This is a genomic window from Aeromonas sp. DSM 116730 (assembly GCF_046581335.1).
Lineage (GTDB): Bacteria > Pseudomonadota > Gammaproteobacteria > Enterobacterales > Aeromonadaceae > Aeromonas > Aeromonas rivipollensis.
This window is the reverse complement of record NZ_CP144265.1, coordinates 3,827,501-3,844,461: the sequence shown is the minus strand read 5'-3', so window position 1 is coordinate 3,844,461 and position 16,961 is coordinate 3,827,501. Positions and strand designations below refer to the sequence as shown.

13 protein-coding genes (1 of these 13 cut by a window edge) are annotated in these 16,961 nt (G+C 61.0%); 8 read left to right on the top strand and 5 right to left on the bottom strand.

The genetic code is table 11. From position 1 onward, the window contains the following. The first annotated feature begins 17 nt into the window (after positions 1-17). Both Aeroheme_RS17565 and gshA read left to right on the top strand, forming a co-directional pair. Entirely contained in the window at positions 18-2,831 is a 2,814-nt protein-coding gene (locus Aeroheme_RS17565) for a M16 family metallopeptidase (RefSeq protein ID WP_411166289.1), read from the top strand. A 60-nt stretch (positions 2,832-2,891) separates the two neighbouring features. Continuing rightward, complete coding sequence (gshA, locus tag Aeroheme_RS17560; RefSeq protein WP_411166288.1) at positions 2,892-4,487, top strand: glutamate--cysteine ligase; 1,596 nt, start codon at positions 2,892-2,894, stop codon at positions 4,485-4,487. A gap of 128 nt (positions 4,488-4,615) precedes the next feature. Here gshA and Aeroheme_RS17555 read toward each other — a convergent pair whose 3' ends face one another. Continuing rightward, on the bottom strand, positions 4,616-5,935 hold the full coding sequence (locus tag Aeroheme_RS17555) for an anaerobic C4-dicarboxylate transporter (protein WP_411166287.1): 1,320 nt from the start codon (positions 5,933-5,935) through the stop codon (positions 4,616-4,618). Between the two features lie 128 nt (positions 5,936-6,063). Next, positions 6,064-7,506, bottom strand: a complete 1,443-nt coding sequence (aspA, locus tag Aeroheme_RS17550) for an aspartate ammonia-lyase (RefSeq protein ID WP_106884964.1) — start codon at positions 7,504-7,506, stop codon at positions 6,064-6,066. A 449-nt stretch (positions 7,507-7,955) separates the two neighbouring features. Between aspA and Aeroheme_RS17545 the strand changes: the two genes are divergently transcribed. Then, entirely contained in the window at positions 7,956-8,432 is a 477-nt protein-coding gene (locus Aeroheme_RS17545) for an FxsA family protein (RefSeq protein ID WP_163135551.1), read from the top strand. Between the two features lie 37 nt (positions 8,433-8,469). Here Aeroheme_RS17545 and Aeroheme_RS17540 read toward each other — a convergent pair whose 3' ends face one another. Then, the gene (locus Aeroheme_RS17540) at positions 8,470-9,804 is read right to left on the bottom strand and encodes an MATE family efflux transporter (RefSeq protein ID WP_289979134.1); all 1,335 of its coding nucleotides are present in this window, start codon (positions 9,802-9,804) and stop codon (positions 8,470-8,472) included. Between the two features lie 242 nt (positions 9,805-10,046). Here Aeroheme_RS17540 and Aeroheme_RS17535 point away from each other — a divergent pair, with 242 nt between their 5' ends. The 5 genes from Aeroheme_RS17535 (at position 10,047) to Aeroheme_RS17515 (ending at position 14,815) form a co-directional block, all read left to right on the top strand. Continuing rightward, positions 10,047-10,340, top strand: coding sequence for a co-chaperone GroES (locus Aeroheme_RS17535; RefSeq protein WP_005318973.1), 294 nt, complete (start codon positions 10,047-10,049; stop codon positions 10,338-10,340). 43 nt (positions 10,341-10,383) lie between these two features. Further along, entirely contained in the window at positions 10,384-12,018 is a 1,635-nt protein-coding gene (groL, locus tag Aeroheme_RS17530; RefSeq protein WP_025325745.1) for a chaperonin GroEL, read from the top strand. Positions 12,019-12,113: 95 nt separating this feature from the next. After that, positions 12,114-12,611: a molybdopterin-binding oxidoreductase gene (locus tag Aeroheme_RS17525; RefSeq protein ID WP_411166286.1), complete on the top strand. Its 498-nt coding sequence runs from the start codon at positions 12,114-12,116 to the stop codon at positions 12,609-12,611. Between the two features lie 25 nt (positions 12,612-12,636). Next, entirely contained in the window at positions 12,637-14,568 is a 1,932-nt protein-coding gene (locus Aeroheme_RS17520) for a putative bifunctional diguanylate cyclase/phosphodiesterase (protein WP_411166285.1), read from the top strand. A 58-nt stretch (positions 14,569-14,626) separates the two neighbouring features. Next, positions 14,627-14,815 (top strand): hypothetical protein, encoded by a 189-nt coding sequence (locus Aeroheme_RS17515; RefSeq protein ID WP_106884960.1) that lies wholly within the window; start codon positions 14,627-14,629, stop codon positions 14,813-14,815. 72 nt (positions 14,816-14,887) lie between these two features. Here Aeroheme_RS17515 and rluA read toward each other — a convergent pair whose 3' ends face one another. Both rluA and rapA read right to left on the bottom strand, forming a co-directional pair. Next, on the bottom strand, positions 14,888-15,544 hold the full coding sequence (gene rluA, locus Aeroheme_RS17510; protein ID WP_368169234.1) for a bifunctional tRNA pseudouridine(32) synthase/23S rRNA pseudouridine(746) synthase RluA: 657 nt from the start codon (positions 15,542-15,544) through the stop codon (positions 14,888-14,890). Positions 15,545-15,580: 36 nt separating this feature from the next. Continuing rightward, a protein-coding gene (gene rapA / locus Aeroheme_RS17505; protein WP_411166284.1) for an RNA polymerase-associated protein RapA crosses the window boundary here: on the bottom strand, positions 15,581-16,961 show its 3' end. Its footprint extends 1,487 nt past the window's final position; the window shows 1,381 of its 2,868 coding nt (coding positions 1,488-2,868); the start codon falls outside the window, past its right edge; the stop codon is at positions 15,581-15,583.

Sequence of the window (16,961 nt, the reverse complement as noted above, 5' to 3'; positions counted from 1 at the left end):
TCACTCACGAGGTAACCGTGAACAAACTCATTCCATTAAGCATTCTCCTGGGATTTTCCCTGCCCGCACTGGCAGCGCCCACCCTGGTGTCCGAGCAGGTCAAGCAGGAAGGCAAGCTCGGCATTCCCTATCAGATGTACAAGCTGGACAACGGCCTGACCGTGATCCTGGCGCCGGACAAGTCTGACCCTCTGGTGCACCTGGATATCACCTATCACGTGGGATCGTCCCGCGAAACGGTCGGCAAGTCGGGGTTTGCCCACTTCTTCGAGCACATGATGTTCCAGGGCTCCAAGCACGTTGGCGATCAGGAGCACATGCGGATCATCAACGAGGCCGGTGGCGAGATGAACGGCACCACCAACAAGGACAGGACCAACTATTTCGAGACGGTACCGGCCAACCAGCTGGAGAAGGTGCTCTGGTTGGAGGCGGATCGCATGGGCTTCCTGCTCGATGCGGTGAGCCAGAAGAAGTTCGAGATCCAGCGCGCCACCGTCAAGAACGAGCGGGCCCAGCGCATCGACAACCAGCCCTATGGCCTGCTGAGCGAGAAGGTGGGGGAGGCGCTCTATCCGCGCACCCATCCCTACTCCTGGCAGCCCATCGGCTATGTGGAGGATCTGGACAGGGTCGATGTGAATGACCTCAAGCAGTTCTTCCTGCGCTGGTATGGTCCAAACAACGCCACTCTCACCCTGGGCGGCGATTTCGACACCAAGCAGGCGCTGGCCTGGATTGAGCAGTACTTCGGCCCCATCCCCCGTGGTCCCGAGGTGGCCGAGCCGACGCCGGAGCCTGCGACCCTGCCCGAGACCCGCTATGTGACGCTGGAAGACAAGGTGCACCTGCCGCTGCTCTACATCAGCTATCCGACCGTCTCCCTCGGCGACCCCCAGGAGCCGGCGCTGGACATCTTTGCCGACGTGCTCGGCGGCTCCGCCAGCTCCATGCTCTATCAGTCCCTGGTCAAGACCGGCAAGGCCATCGAGGTGGGGGCGTCTCACTCCTGCGAGGAGCTGGCCTGTACCCTGGCGGTCTACGCCTACCCTAACCCGGCGGTGGATGGCAGCCTCAAGACCCTCAAGGGGGAAGTGGACAAGGTGATCGGCGAGTTTGCCGGTCGCGGCATCAAGCCAGAGGATCTGGAGAAAGCCATCAGCAGCTATCGCGCCTCGGCCATCTGGGGGCTGGACAGCGTGTCCGGCAAGGTGAGCCAGCTCGCCATGGGTCAGGTGCTGGCTCAGGATCCCAACTATGTGTTCAAGAACCTGGATGCCATAGGTCAGGTGAACGCCCAGCAGGTCAAGGCGGCCTACGACAAGTTCATCGCGAACAAGCCCTCGGTGGTGTTGAGCGTGGTGCCCAAGGGCAAGACCCAGTGGCAGGCGGGCACGCCTAACTTCACCCCGGCCAAGCGCGAGCTGCCGGATTACAGCCAGCATGGGGAGCCGTTGGCCCAGCAAACGGTCAAGGACAGCTTCGACCGCAGCGTGGAGCCCAAGACGGCGGAGGCGGTCAGCGTCAAGGTGCCGGCCATCTGGCATGGCAAGCTGGACAAGGGCATCGAGATCATCGGCACCCAGAGTGACGAGATCCCGGCCGTCTCCATCATGATTGCCCTGCCAGGCGGCATCCGGGCCGAGGGCAAGGGCGAGCTGGGGCTGGCCAGCCTCACCGCCGCCATGCTGGGGCAGGGGACGGCGCGCCTCTCCGAGGCCGAGCTCAGCGACGAGCTGCAAAAGCTCGGCGCCAGCATCAGCGTCTCGACCGCCCAGTACAACAACCTCATCACCATCAGCAGCCTGACCGACAAGCTGCCCCAGACGCTGGCACTGGTGCGCGAGGTGCTGCTGCAACCCGGCCTGCGGGAGGCGGACTTCGAGCGGCTCAAGGCGCAGATGCTGCAAGGCATGAAGCAGAGCGAGCAGCAGCCCGAGTGGCTGGCGGGGCAGGCGTTCCGTGAGCTGGTCTACGGCGAGCAGAACCGCCTCGGTCAGCCGACCGACGGGGTGCTGACCGATGTCGAGAAGCTGACCCTGGCGGACGTGAAGCGCTTCTATCACACCTACTACAACCCGACCAATGCCAAGGTGGTGGTGACCGGGGATGTGACCCAGCAACAGGTCGAACAGCAGCTCGGCTTCCTCACCCAGTGGCAGGGGCCTGCCCCTACCCTGGGGGATCTCAAGCTCAAGGGGGAGCAGGCCAAGCCGGGCATCTACCTGGTGGACAAGCCGGGGGCGCCCCAGTCGGTGATCCGCATCGGCCGCCGTGCCATGCCGTTTGACACCACCGGGGACTACTTCGTCGCCAACCTGATGAACTTCAACCTGGGGGGCAACTTCAACAGCCGCATCAACCTCAACCTGCGGGAAGACAAGGGCTACACCTATGGTGCCAGCTCGGGCTTCCAGGCGAACCGCGAGGCCGGCATCTTCGCCACCGGTGCCAACGTGCGCACCGATGCCACCGCGGATGCCATCCGCCAGTTCCTCAAGGAGATGGATGGCTACCGGGCGAGCGGGCCCACCCCGGTGGAGCTGGCCTATATGCGCAGCGCCGTCTCCCAGCAGGATGCGCTCTCCTACGAGACCCTCGGTCAGAAGGCGGGCTTCCTGCTGCAGATGATCATGTATGGGCTGAAGCCGGACTATGTGCAGGCCCAGAACCAGCTGATCAAAACGGTGTCGCCTGAGACGCTAAAAGCCAGTGCGGCACGCTGGCTCGACCCGGCCGACATGGTGATTGTGGTGGTGGGGGACAAGCAAAAGCTTGAAAAACCCTTGAGCGAGCTTCATCTTCCCATCTATCCGCTGCAACTGCCCTGAGGGGCGTTGCAAAAAAATGAGCGCCGCCCCAGGTGGGGCGGCCATACATGAGCCGTGAATATGACTACTACTAGCTTGTCGCTCACCGAGTTGCTGACCGCGCTGGGCACCCCGGATCGGGTGGCCGCCCTCAAGGGGATCCGGCGCGGGATCGAACGTGAATGTCTGCGCATCACCCCGGAAGGGACCCTGGCCCAGACCGATCACCCCAGAGGCCTGGGGTCGGCCCTGACCCATGCCAACATCACCACCGACTACTCCGAGAGCCTGCTGGAGTTCATCACCCCGGCGACCGACTCCATCGAGAGCCTGATCGAGCAGCTTGGCGACATCCATCGCCACGCCATTCATCACCTGGGGGATGAGCGGATCTGGCCCCTCTCCATGCCCTGCTTCGTCGGCGACGAGGAGAGCATACGGCTGGCCCAGTACGGCAGCTCCAACATAGGCCGGATGAAGACCCTCTATCGCCAGGGCTTGAAGAACCGTTACGGCAGCCTGATGCAGGTGATCGCCGGCGTGCACTTCAACTTCTCCATGCCGGACAGCTTCTGGTGCGAGTGGCAGGATCTGGTGGGCGAGGGGTGCTGCAGCCAGCGCTTCATCTCCGACAAGTACATGGGACTGATCCGCAACGTCTATCGCTTCGGCTGGCTGGTGCCCTATCTGTTCGGTGCCTCCCCGGCCATCTGCGACTCCTTCCTCAAGGGGCGCAAGAGCAGCCTGCCGTTCCAGAAGATTGGCAAGGGGACCCTCTATCTGCCCTATGCCACCGCCCTGCGTCTGTCCGATCTCGGTTACACCAACAGCGCCCAGGCGGGGCTCAAGATCAGCCATGACAACCTGCCCGCTTACGTGAGCAGCCTGCGCCGTGCCATCAACACCCATGATCCCGAGTTCGCCAAGATAGGGGTCAAGGTGAACGGCGAGTACCGCCAGCTCAACGACAACGTGCTGCAGCTGGAGAACGAGCTGTACGCCCCGATCCGGCCCAAGCGCACCCCGCGCAGCGGCGAGAAGCCCTCGGATGCGCTGGAGCAGCGCGGCATCGAATACATAGAGCTGCGCACAGTGGACGTCAATCCCTTCACGCCGTTCGGCATAGAGGTGGATCAGATCCGCTTCTTCGATCTGTTCCTGGTCTGGTGCCTGCTGCGCCCGTCTCCCGTGCTGGATGACGAGGAGATAGCCCGCAACCGTCGCAACCAGAACAAGGTGGTGTTGGAAGGGCGCCGTCCCGGTCTTGAACTGGAAGACGAGCAGGGTCATGCCATCGGTCTCAAGGAGTACGGGCTCAAGCTGTTCGACGAGCTGGCCCAGGTCGCCGAGCTGCTGGATCGCTGCTGTGGTCGCAACCGTTACCGGGAAACGCTGGCCATGCACCGCGAGAAGCTGCTCAACCCCGAGCTGACCTACTCCGCCCGCCTGCTCAAGCAGTTGCTGGAAAGCGGCCAGGACAACGGCTGCTTCGGCGATGCCCTGGCGAGCCGTTACCGGGAAGAGATGCTGAGTGGTGAGCTGCAGTACTGGGATGAGGCCTACTTCGCCGGCGAGGCGCGGGACTCCCTGGCCAAGCAGCGGGAGCGGGAGCGCGGTGACAGCCTGTCGTTCGACGACTTCCTCGCCGACTACTTCGGTACCCGGCAGACCACCTGAGTGCCTGCCCCTGATGACGAGAGCCGCTCCCTTGAGCGGCTTTTTTCATGGGCGTTCGGGGGCCATTCGCGGCGGCCGGACATAAAAAAACGGCCCCGAAGGGCCGTTTGGCAAGGAGTTGCTCGCTATCAGAGGATGAGACCGCCGAAGAAGAAGCCCAGCGCCACTGCCATGGCGATGGTGGCCACGCCCGGGATGAAGAAGGGGTGGTTGAACACCGCCTTGCCAATCCGGGTGGAGCCGGTGTCGTCCATCTCGACCGCCGCCAGCAGGGTCGGATAGGTCGGCAGCACGAACAGGGCGCTCACGGCGGCGAAGGAGGCGATGGCCGCCAGCGGGCTGACGCCCAGTGCCAGTGCGGCCGGCATCAGTGCCTTGGTGGTGGCACCCTGGGAGTAGAGCAGCATGGAGGAGAAGAACAGCACCACGGCCAGCAGCCAGCTGTACTGGCTCAGCAGATCGCCGGCGAACGCCTGGATCTCGACCATGTTGCCCTTCACGAAGACGTTGCCGAGCCAGGCCACACCCAGTACGCAGATACAGGCGGACATACCGGACTTGAAGGTCGGCATGTTGGTGATCTGGGCGGCGTCCAGCTTGCAGAACAGCACCATCAGGGTGGCGGCGGAGAGCATGATGCCCATGATGGCGCCATCGCGGGGGATGGGCGGACTGGCGATCAGGCCCACGTTGCCGGAGATGGCGGTGGCATAGGCCATAACGGCGATGATGGCGACGACGAAGATGCCGACGGAGAGCTTGGCGTAAGGCTTGAGCTCCACCTTGCTGGTGCCGCGCAGCTTGATCAGGCCCTTGGCCTTGCGCTCCAGGTAGACTTCATCCTGCTCCAGCGGCTTGCCCAGCATGTTGGCCACGAAGGCCCCCAGCAGACAGGCGATGAAGCTGGACGGGATGCAGATGGCCAGCAGGGTCAGGTAGTCGACACCGAGCGGCTCCAGCATGCCGGAGAAGGCGACCACGGCTGCCGAGATGGGGGAGGCTGTGATGGCGATCTGGGAGGCAACGACCGCGATGGAGAGCGGACGGGAGGGGCGAATGCCCTGCTCCTTGGCCACTTCTGCGATCACCGGCAGGGTGGAGAAGGCGGTGTGGCCGGTACCGGCCAGCATGGTCATCAGGTAGGTGACGACGGGGGCGGCGAAGGTGATGTGCTTGGGATTCTTGCGCAGTGCCTTCTCTGCCAGGTGCACCAGGTAGTCCATCCCGCCAGCGAGCTGCATGCAGGCGATGGCGCAGATGACGGACGCGATGATCATGATCACGTCCCAGGGGAGGTAGGCAACCAGCTGATCGCTCGGGATGGGCATGCCCAGACCCCAGGTCAGTACCAGCACCCCCAGACCACCGGCAAAGCCGATGCCGATGCTGCCTATCCGGGCCCCCAGATAGATAGCGGCGAGCACCACAAGTAACTCGATTCCAATCATAGCGAACACTCCATTTTCCAGTTTTTTTAGGTTTTATTAGGCAGAAAGCCAATTCCCGACGGGACTAGCAGGAGGCCGCTCGGGAACTGACTCTATGGGGCCGGGATATACCCGGCCCAGGATTCCGGTTATACGGTGGCTTCGCGGGTGTAACGCTTGGCCTTGTATTGCGGATTCATCAGGTTCTCGATGGAGAGGATCTCGTCCAGTTGCTCGGCGGTCAGCAGGCCGCGCTCAAGCACGACTTCGCGGACGTTCTTGCCGGTCTGGGCGCAGATCTTGCCGACGATGTCACCTTCGTGGTGACCGATGAAGGGGTTCAGGTAGGTCACGATGCCGATGGAGTTCAGCACGTGGTTCATGCAGATTTCCGGGTTGGCGGTGATGCCTTCCACGCACTTCTCGCGCAGGGAGATGCAGGCTTTTTCCATCAGGCTCAGGGATTCGAACATGGCCTGACCAATCACCGGCTCCATGACGTTCAGCTGCAGCTGACCGGCTTCGGCGGCGAAGGTGATGGTGACGTCGTTGCCGAACACCTTGAAGCAGGACTGGTTGACCACTTCCGGGATGACGGGGTTGACCTTGGCCGGCATGATGGAGGAGCCCGCCTGCATTTCCGGCAGGTTGATCTCTTTGAGCGCGGTACGCGGGCCAGAGGAGAGCAGACGCAAGTCATTACAGATCTTGGACATTTTCATGGCCAGACGCTTGATGGCGCCGTGCAGCATCACATAGGCGCCGCAGTCGGAGGTCGCTTCGATCAGATCCTCTGCCGGCACATAGGCACGACCGGTGATCTCGGCCAGACGCTTGATGGCCAGGGCGGAGTACTCGGGCGGGGTGTTCAGGCCGGTACCTATGGCGGTGGCGCCCAGGTTCACTTCCAGCAGCAGCTCCTGGCAACGCTTGATGGACTTGATCTCTTCGCGCAGGGTGACGGCGAAGGCGTGGAACTCCTGACCCAGGGTCATGGGGACAGCATCCTGCAGCTGGGTACGGCCCATCTTCAGGATGCTCTTGAATTCGGCAGCCTTGGCATCGAAGGCAGCGATCAGCGCTTCCAGGGCATGCAGGGTGGTGTCTGTGCTGTTGACCACGGCCACGCGGAAACCGGTCGGGTAGGCGTCGTTGGTGGACTGGCACTTGTTGACGTGATCGTTGGGGTTGATGACGTCGTAACGGCCCTTCTCCAGACCCATCAACTCGAGTGCTATGTTGGCCAGCACTTCGTTGGTGTTCATGTTGACGGAGGTACCGGCGCCGCCCTGATAGACATCGACCGGGAACTGGTCGAAGCATTTGCCGGTGTTCAGCATCAGGTCACAGGCTTCGATGATCTTGTCAGCGATTTCGGGACGTATGGTGCCCAGCTCACCGTTGGCCAGTGCGGCGGCCTTCTTGGTCAGCACCATGCCACGGACAAATTCGGGAACGTCAGAAATCTTCTGAGTGCTGATCTTGAAGTTCTCGACGGCGCGCAGGGTATGCACACCGTAATAGAGATCGTTGGAAACTTCTTTGGTGCCCAGCAGGTCTTCTTCAATGCGGACGTTCTTGATGTCGCTCATTGTAATGCCTCAGAAATCAGATAAATGGAAACGATCCTCACCGAGTGGTCGCGACTTCCTTACGCACATTTCATCCTGAAGCACCACACATCGGGTGGGGCAGTGGGGAACCAGTGGCTCCCCTGTGCAATGACTGGGATAGATCTTACCTCAATTGAGGTATCTGATATTAGACTTGGATCACTAAATTTGAGGCAACCCCAAATATCTTGTGGTCATTAAACAGATATTGCAATTGAGCGATTAACTTTGACAGAACAATCACTTCAATCACAGTTGGGCGACCAAATATTTCTCCCGAACCCGGGTTGTCTGACGCCGCGGACTTGAAAAACCGCCAGGGCTCCCCATTTTAGTGACAAGAGACCTGCGCGATGGCGAGTTGGCATGGGCCATACTCCGCTGACTGCGCGATGGCAGGTTCATTTATTCACCGCACTGAGGTTGCTATGGGCAAGTTGTTACTGTTGTTGGTTGGCCTGGTATTGCTGGAGCTCACCGTGATGATAGAGGTGGGCTCGGTAATTGGTGCCTTGCCGACCGTGGGCCTGCTGGTGCTGACCGCAGTGCTGGGCTCTTCCCTGGTGCGCAGCGAGGGGATCAAGACCCTGTTCAGCGCCCAGCAGAAGATGCAGCAGGGCGAGATGCCGGGCCGCGAGGTGATGGGGGGCATGATGCTGGCGCTTGCCGGTCTGCTGCTGATCATTCCGGGTTTCGTGACCGACTTCTTCGGCATCCTGCTGCTGCAGCCCTGGCTGCGCAACCGGCTGGCCGACAAGCTGGTGGGCAGCAGCCAGTTCAGGATGCAGATGGGAGGCTTCCAGGGGCAGCAACCGCCGTTCGAGGCGCGCCCTGGCGAGGGGCAGCCGGATCGGGCCAAGGGTGGCGGAACCACAATTGAAGGTGAATTCGAACGCAAGGAGTGAGTGAACGGAGTCGGCCGCCATATCGGGGCCCTCGCCGTCAGGGGTGGACCTGATGGCAGAGCCCCTCAAACCTGCGGTGGGCATAGCCCCAGGCCAGCAGCCCCGCCGCCAGGTTTGCCAGCAATATCCCCAGATAGATCCCCTGCTCTCCCCCCAGCTTTGCCCCCAGCCAGGCCCCTGGCAGCAAGAAGACAAACAGCCGCATGCCGTTGAAGACGAATGACACCGTCGAGGCTCTGACCCCGTTGAGGGCCGAGGCCAGCAACATCACCATGCCCTGAAAACCGTAGCCGATGGGCACCAGATGCAGGTAGAGCACGATCAGCCGAACGACCTGAGGGTGATCGCTGAACAGGTTGGCGATGAGGGGGGCCAGCAGCCAGACGAGGCCGTAGATGGCGAGCTGGAACAGCAGGGCGAACCGCATGCAGAGCAGCAGGGCGGCCCTGGCCCTTGCCGGATTGCCCGCCCCGCAGTTCTGCGAGACGAAGGGGGCCAACACGGAAGAGAGCGCCATCATCACGATCAGCAGCAGCGCCTCCACCCTGGAGGCGGCCCCATAGGCGGCCACCACCTCGGTACCCAGGCCGGCGAAGATGACCATCAGCACGGCGTTGGCCAGCGGATTGAGCATGTTGGTGAAGGAGGCGGGCACCGCCACCTGCAGCAGGGCGCGCCAGTGGGCCAGCAGCCGCGGGCGAGGGGAGAGGCGCCATGACAGCAGTTGCTCCCGCTTGCGCAGTATGTGCAGGCTGACCAGCATGGCCATCAGCCAGGAGATCGAGGTAGCGATGGCGGCGCCGCGAATGCCCCATTCGGGGAAAGGGCCGGGCCCGAAGATGAGCAGGGGATCCAGCACCCCGTTGACCAGACCGGCCACCCCCATCACCAGGCTGGGGGTCTTGGTATCCCCTGTTGTCCGGATGGCGGCATTGCCGACCATGGGGATGACCAGCATGGGCACGGTCAGATACCAGATCAGCATGTAGTCATGGATGAGGGAAATGAGCTCGGCGCTGGCGCCCAGCAAGGTAAAGAGGGGCTTTATGGTCAAGGCCCCCAGCACGGCGAGCAGGGTCACCAGGATGACGGCGAGGAACAGGCAGTCGGTGGTGATGCGGGCGGCCTCGTCGTGACGGCCCTGGCCCAGGGCATGACCGAGCAGGGCGCACAGTCCCGCTCCCAGCCCCATGGTGAGGGAGGTGACCACGAAGGTGACCGGAAAGGTGAAGCTGATGGCGGCGAGCGCTTGGGTGCCCAGCATGCCGATGAAGAAGGTATCGACAAGGTTGAAGGCGAGGATGGCAACGATGCCGAGGATCATGGGGCCCGTCATGCGCAGCAGCACTGGCGTCATGGGCTCGGTCAGCATGGGATTGGGTCGGCTCAAGGCTGGGTCTCTATGTGCTCTGGGCCTAAATGCTGGCCGCGTCCATCCGCCTTCCTGATTGGGGGTGGGTGATCCATCGAAGATACTCATAGTACGTGAAAATATTTTTTTTGTATTTGCCCTTGAAGGGCTACCCAAATTGCCCCAGATCAGGGGCATAACAAATTTGGCCGACTGCGGCCATTCCTCAAGCAACACAGAGACTCATTTTGGGAGAGTTATCGATGAAAATTCGTCCACTGCACGACCGCGTCATCATCAAGCGCATCGAAGCTGAAGCCAAATCCGCTGGCGGCATCGTCTTGACTGGCACTGCGGCCCAGAAGTCCACCCGTGGTGAAGTTCTTGCCGTGGGGACTGGCCGAATTCTGGACAATGGCGATGTCAAAGCCCTCGCCGTCAAGGTGGGTGACAAGGTGATCTTCAACGAAGGCTACGGCGTGAAGACCGAGAAGCTGGATGGCCAGGACGTGCTGATCCTGTCCGAGACCGACATCCTGGCGATTGTCGAAGCGTAATCACTTCCCCCCTTTTCCCGAATTGATTTAAGGACTGAAGAACATGGCAGCTAAAGAAGTTAAGTTTGGCAACGAAGCCCGCATCAAGATGCTGGAAGGCGTCAACATCCTGGCCGACGCCGTCAAGGTGACCCTGGGCCCGAAAGGCCGCAACGTGGTACTGGACAAGTCCTTTGGTGCCCCGACCATCACCAAGGATGGCGTTTCCGTTGCCCGCGAGATCGAGCTGGAAGACAAGTTCCAGAACATGGGCGCCCAGATGGTCAAGGAAGTCGCTTCCAAGGCCAACGACGCCGCCGGTGACGGTACCACCACTGCCACCGTACTGGCGCAAGCCATCGTCAACGAAGGCCTGAAGGCCGTCGCTGCCGGCATGAACCCCATGGATCTGAAGCGCGGTATCGACAAGGCCGTCGTGGCCGCCGTCGCCGAGCTGCAGGCCCTGTCCCAGCCCTGCGCCGACAACAACGCCATCGCTCAGGTCGGTACCATCTCCGCCAACTCCGACGAGAAAGTGGGTGCACTGATCGCCGAAGCCATGGACAAGGTCGGCCGTGACGGCGTGATCACCGTAGAAGACGGTCAGGGTCTGGAAGACGAGCTGGCTGTCGTCGAAGGCATGCAGTTCGACCGTGGCTACCTCTCCCCCTACTTCATCAACAAGCCGGAAACCGGCTCCGTCGAGCTGGATGACCCCTTCATCCTGCTGGTGGACAAGAAGATCTCCAACATCCGCGAAATGCTGCCGGTGCTGGAAGGCGTGGCCAAGGCGGGCAAACCGCTGATCATCGTGGCCGAAGACGTGGAAGGTGAAGCGCTGGCGACCCTGGTTGTCAACACCATGCGCGGCATCGTGAAAGTCGCCGCCGTCAAGGCGCCGGGCTTCGGCGACCGTCGCAAGGCCATGCTGCAGGATATCGCCATCCTGACCGGTGGTACCGTGATCTCCGAAGAAGTGGGCATGGAGCTGGAAAAAGCGACCCTGGAAGATCTGGGCCGTGCCAAGCGCATCGTCATCACCAAAGAGAACACCACCATCATCGATGGCGTGGGTGATGCCGCCCTGATCGAGAGCCGCGTGGCTCAGATCCGTCAGCAGATCGAAGATACCTCTTCCGACTATGACCGTGAGAAGCTGCAAGAGCGCGTGGCCAAGCTGGCTGGCGGTGTTGCCGTGATCAAGGTTGGCGCTGCCACCGAAGTCGAGATGAAAGAGAAGAAAGCCCGTGTTGACGATGCCCTGCACGCCACTCGCGCTGCCGTAGAAGAGGGCGTGGTTGCCGGTGGTGGTGTGGCGCTGGTGCGCGTAGCTGCCAAGCTGGCCTCCCTGCGTGGTGACAACGAAGACCAGAACGTGGGTATCAAGGTCGCCCTGCGCGCCATGGAAGCACCGCTGCGTCAGATCGTCATCAACGCCGGTGAAGAAGCCTCCGTCATTGCCAACGCCGTGAAGAACGGTGAAGGTAATTTCGGCTACAACGCCTACACCGAACAGTACGGTGACATGCTGGCCATGGGCATCCTGGATCCGACCAAGGTGACCCGTTCTGCCCTGCAGTTCGCCTCTTCCATCGCCGGCCTGATGATCACCACAGAGTGCATGATCTCCGAGCTGCCGAAGAAAGATACCCCTGCCATGCCTGATATGGGTGGCATGGGCGGTATGGGTATGATGTAATTCCGTCATAGTCATCAAACGGCTCGCTTTTGCGGGCCGTTTTTTTTAGTGCTACTAAGCTGAAGTTGTTGATAGTGAAATGATCTGAGGTAAGCATGCGAACATTAGGCCTGATCCCATTACTGTTCTCCCTTGTCGTCCCCACCATGGCATTGGCCGCTCCCGAAGGGCCCGTGATCCTCAAGGTGACGGGGAATCTGGATCCCGCCGACCCGAGTGATGGTGAGGTTGCCTTCGACATGGCCATGATCCAGGCCCTGCCACAGCATGAGATAGTGACGAGCAATCCCTGGGTGGACAAACCGCACAAATACGTGGGACCCAAGCTGGCGGATGTGCTGACGGCGGTGAAGGCCAGCGGCAAGAGCATCACGCTCACCGCCTTGAATAGTTTCCAGATCCGGATCAACTGGGATAAGGTCAGGCAATACGATCCCATCTTGGCCTGGCAGGATGATGGGGTGACCATGCGGGTACGTGACAAAGGGCCGCTCTGGTTTATCCTGCCGCTGGATCAGCATCCCGAACTCAAGCGATCCGAGTTCACCGACATGATGATCTGGCAACTGAGCGCAATCGATATTCAGCAGTAAAGACGGTGACTTGCGGGAGTACTGGGTGAAAGCGAAGACCAGGGCCTGGCCCTTACTCGGCGTTCTTTATCTATCCATTCTGTTATTCACGGGTAGCACGCTGTATTGCCTGGTGCAGATACAAAATGCGACCCGGGTGATGGAAAAGTATACCTATGACGTCTCCTGGGCATTGATGCAGTTGCAGCTCGAGCTGGGGCGCTTTATCAATGCCGTCGAGATTTACCACTACGGCGGCATCGACCATGAAACCCTGCTGCTGCGCTACGACATCCTGTGGAGCCGCACCCCTATATTACTGAGCGGCCAACTGCGCAAGAGTCTGGCGGACAATCCGAAGACGCTGCGGCTGGTCCAGCTGACCGAAAGCAATATCCGCAAGCTGGAGCCGGAGCTGACCAGGCTGAAGCCGGGGATGCCGGACTACCAGCAGATCATGATGACCCTTGCGCCCTTGCAGGAGCCGCTCTCTTACTCTCTCGCCTCCATGATGCAGAAGAACATCAACGTCTATTCGGGCAATGACAAGCGCTTCGGCCAGCTGCGCGATGCCCTGTTGTTCATGGTGTTGGGCCTGGTGATATCCGTCATTCTGCTCAGCGCTCTGTTGGTGCGTGAAGCCAGGCGTCATTTCAGAACGGCCCGGGTCGATCCGCTGACCGGACTGGCCAACAGGCTGGCCCTGCTGGAGAAGATGGAGTCCTATGTCAGCCGTGATACTCCCTTTGGTCTGATACTGATCGACATCAACGATTTTCGGGACATCAACAGCAAGTTTGGCTACAGCACAGGTGACATACTGCTGCAGGAGCTGGCGAAGCGGCTTAGTGCCCTGTGTGAAAACGGCGAGTGGGTGGCGCGTCTCGGGGGCGATCAGCTCGCCATGCTGCAACGGGACAGCAGCGACCTGCGTCAGGTCAGGGAGCTGGTGGCGAGGGTGCTCCATGCCATCAAGCAAGACATCATCATCGACAGCTACCCCTTCCGGCTGGAGGTGGGGATAGGTATCGCTTTCTTCCCGATGGACAGCAAGCTGACTCAGGAGCTGCTCAGTCGGGCCGAGCAGGCGCTGTTCCACAGTCGCAAGACCCATGTCCCTTATGTCATCTATGACAACTCGCTGCTCAATGAAACGGCGCGGCGCAAGCATCTGGCAAGCGACATGGTGATGGCGCTGGAGCACAATGCCCTGGAGCTCTATTACCAACCCATAGTCAACCTGGAAAGCGGTCGCTGCGAGGCGGTGGAGGCACTGCTGAGGTGGCGTCATCCCGAGCTTGGCTTTATCCCGCCCAACGAGGTGATCCAAGTGGCGGAAGAGTTCCAGCTTGCCGAGAAGCTGGGGAGTTGGGTGCTGAACACGGCGTGCGAGCAGCTCCACCAGTGGCAGCACCTGGGCTTGGTCGATCTGCAGATGTGCGTCAACATCTCCCCTGGCATGTATCAGCGCAACCTGTTGAAGCTGGTGGCCAAGGCGTTGATGGAACACCATATTCCCGCATCCTGCCTGGTACTGGAAGTGACGGAAGACACCACAATGCGCGAGGTGAAGAACTCGCTGCAGCTGATGCAGGATCTCAGTCAGCAGGGGGTTCACCTGGCGTTGGATGACTTCGGGACCGGTTACTCATCTCTTAGCTATCTGCAGAAGCTGCCGGTGAGCAAGGTGAAGATAGACAGATCCTTCATCCAGGGCATAGACACCTCCATAGAGGCGGCCGAGCTGGTGGCCAACATCTGCCGCATGGGCTCCATGCTGGGCAAGAAGCTGGTGTGTGAAGGCATCGAGACCCAGGGGCAGCTTGACGTGCTGCGTTCATTGACCGACATCCATCTCTACGGACAAGGCTATCTGTTCAGCCGCCCGGAACAGGCGTCCAAGGCCTATCAAACCCTGCTGGAGATGGAGGAGCGCTGGCTGGCACGGCGTGCGCCGAACAAGGCATACCTGCTCTGAACGATATGGCTCATGTCTGCCACGTTCTGGCCGATAGTGTTTAGGCAGGAGGTACACAATGGATATTTCTAGCTCTGCAAATGCGTCGTTTGGTTCTGCACTGATGGTGGCCAGCCTGGCCAAGAAGCAGCAGACCCAGGAGGGCGAGTCGGCTTTGAAACTGCTGGCAACAGCAGCTCAGTCCGCTCCGGCAGCGCCGACATCGGCCAGCGCTTCCCTCGGAAGCAGGATCGATATTCGCGTCTGACCCTAATGAAAAAGCCCCCATCTCGCGATGGGGGCTTTTTTATCTCTGCGATTTGCTTCGCATCCCTTCGGATCAGAGCTGGAAGGGGGCCGGGGCTTCGAAGGTCATCCGCTCGCCGCTGCGAGGGTGGCTGATGGTCAGCATGGCCGCATGCAGGTAGAGATGGGGGGCCGCCGCCAGTGCATCCGGATGGGCATAGAGGTTGTCACCCAGAATCGGGTGCCCCAGCTCCAGCATATGGACGCGCAGCTGATGGGAGCGACCCGTGATAGGGGTCAGCTTGATCAGGCTGTTGCCGTTCTCCACCTTCAGCTTTTCCCACAGAGTCAGGGCGTGACGTCCCTCCTCAAAGTCAACCTTCTGTTTCGGGCGGTTGGGCCAGTCGACGCAGAGCGGCAGGTCGACCTGACCCGAGTCTGCCTCCGGCTCGCCCCACACCCAGGCGAGGTAGTGCTTCTCGGTTTCCCGCTCGCGAAATTGTCGGCTCAGCTCCCGATGGGAATTGGGATTGAGGGGAATGACAATGACGCCAGTGGTGGACATGTCGAGGCGATGAGCTGCCGCCGCCTTGGGGTGCTGCTGTTTCACCCGATGCAGGACGCTGTCTTCATTCTCGGGGCCGCGCCCGGGGACGCTCAGCAGGCCAGTGGGCTTGTTGACCACCATGATGTCCTTGTCCTTGAACAGGATATCGAGCCAGGGTTCCAGAGGCGGTGAGTATTCAAACATAAATGTCTCGCATCAGAAGGTGGGGGCAAGCCCCCATCAGTTATGGGTGACCACGATAAAGCGGATTGCGTCCAGCTTGAGTTGGGTCTGATCGATCAGGTGGTGCAATTCTGCCTGCAGATTGCGCAGATAATCCAGTTCGCTGTCGCGCACGTTCGGGTTGACCGCCTTGAGCGCTTCCAGACGATCCAGATCCTGCTGCAGGGTCTGCGCCATCTGGGCGCGGGCCTTGTCGACAATCCCGGCTTTCAGCTCTTCGGCAATGGCCTGGCCCTTGCCAATCAGACCGTGGATCACCGGCTGGGATGCAGTCACGAGCTTGCTGCCGAGGTGGCGATTGACCGGAGTCAGCTGACGGTTGAAGGCATCGAACGCCACTTTCTCACCCAGATTCTGGCCGTTCTTGTCCATCAGCAGACGGATTGGCGTCGGCGGCATGAAGCGGTAGAGCTGGGGATGGGCCGCAGATTCGGCAACGAAGATCAGCTCAAGCAGGATGGAGCCGATGGGCAGCGCCTTGTTCTTGAGCAGTGCTACCGAGGTGGCACCGATCTCGGAGCCCAGGATCAGGTCGATACCGCCGCGCATCATGGGGTGATCCCAGGAGAGCAGCGCCATGTCATCCCGCGACAGGGCGGTGTTGCGATCGAAGGTGATGGTCATGCCATCTTGCGGCAGGCCCGGGAAGCTGGAGACCAGCATGTGATCCCCGGGGGTCAGCACCAGCGCGTTCTCGCCACGGTCATCCTGATTGACGCCGATCTCGTCGAACATCTTGAGGGCGAAGGAGATCATGGCGGTGTCGTCATCTTCGGCGGCCAGCTTGTCGACCAGCTGCTGGGCGGCGGCGCCACCGCTGGAGTGGATCTCCAGCAGGCGATCGCGGCCCTGTTCCAGCCGGGCCTTGAGCGGCTCGTGCAGTTCGCGGGTCTTGACCAGCAGGGCGTCGAGGGCCGCCTGATCGCCGGTGTTGGCGGCCAGCAGCTCGAACAGCTCTTCACGTACCGCTTCGAATACCGGGCGGGCAGTCGGGCAGGTCTGCTCGAACGCGTCCAGGCCGTCGTGATACCACAGCTGCAGGGCGCGCTGGGCAGTCCCTTCCAGATAGGGAACGTGGATCTCGACGGTATTCTGCTGACCGATACGGTCCAGTCGGCCGATACGCTGTTCCAGCAGGTCCGGGTTGAGAGGCAGATCGAACAGCACCAGATGGCTGGCAAACTGGAAGTTGCGACCCTCTGAGCCGATCTCGGAGCAGAGCAGCACCTGAGCGCCACCATCCTCTTGCGCGAAATAGGCGGAGGCCTTGTCCCGCTCGAGGATGGACATCCCTTCATGGAATACAGTGCCGCGGATCCCTTCACGGGTACGCAGCGCCTCTTCCAGCGCGATGGCGGTGGCCGCTTCGGAGCAGATC

Bases quoted from the DNA above. Each gene is read 5' to 3' on its own strand.
- gshA (WP_411166288.1), top strand. From the start codon at position 2,892: ATGACTACTACTAGCTTGTCGCTCACCGAGTTGCTGACCGCGCTGGGC.
- Aeroheme_RS17555 (WP_411166287.1), bottom strand. From the start codon at position 5,935: ATGATTGGAATCGAGTTACTTGTGGTGCTCGCCGCTATCTATCTGGGG.
- aspA (WP_106884964.1), bottom strand. From the start codon at position 7,506: ATGAGCGACATCAAGAACGTCCGCATTGAAGAAGACCTGCTGGGCACC.
- Aeroheme_RS17545 (WP_163135551.1), top strand. From the start codon at position 7,956: ATGGGCAAGTTGTTACTGTTGTTGGTTGGCCTGGTATTGCTGGAGCTC.
- Aeroheme_RS17540 (WP_289979134.1), bottom strand. From the start codon at position 9,804: ATGCTGACCGAGCCCATGACGCCAGTGCTGCTGCGCATGACGGGCCCC.
- Aeroheme_RS17535 (WP_005318973.1), top strand. From the start codon at position 10,047: ATGAAAATTCGTCCACTGCACGACCGCGTCATCATCAAGCGCATCGAA.
- groL (WP_025325745.1), top strand. From the start codon at position 10,384: ATGGCAGCTAAAGAAGTTAAGTTTGGCAACGAAGCCCGCATCAAGATG.
- Aeroheme_RS17525 (WP_411166286.1), top strand. From the start codon at position 12,114: ATGCGAACATTAGGCCTGATCCCATTACTGTTCTCCCTTGTCGTCCCC.
- Aeroheme_RS17515 (WP_106884960.1), top strand. From the start codon at position 14,627: ATGGATATTTCTAGCTCTGCAAATGCGTCGTTTGGTTCTGCACTGATG.
- rluA (WP_368169234.1), bottom strand. From the start codon at position 15,544: ATGTTTGAATACTCACCGCCTCTGGAACCCTGGCTCGATATCCTGTTC.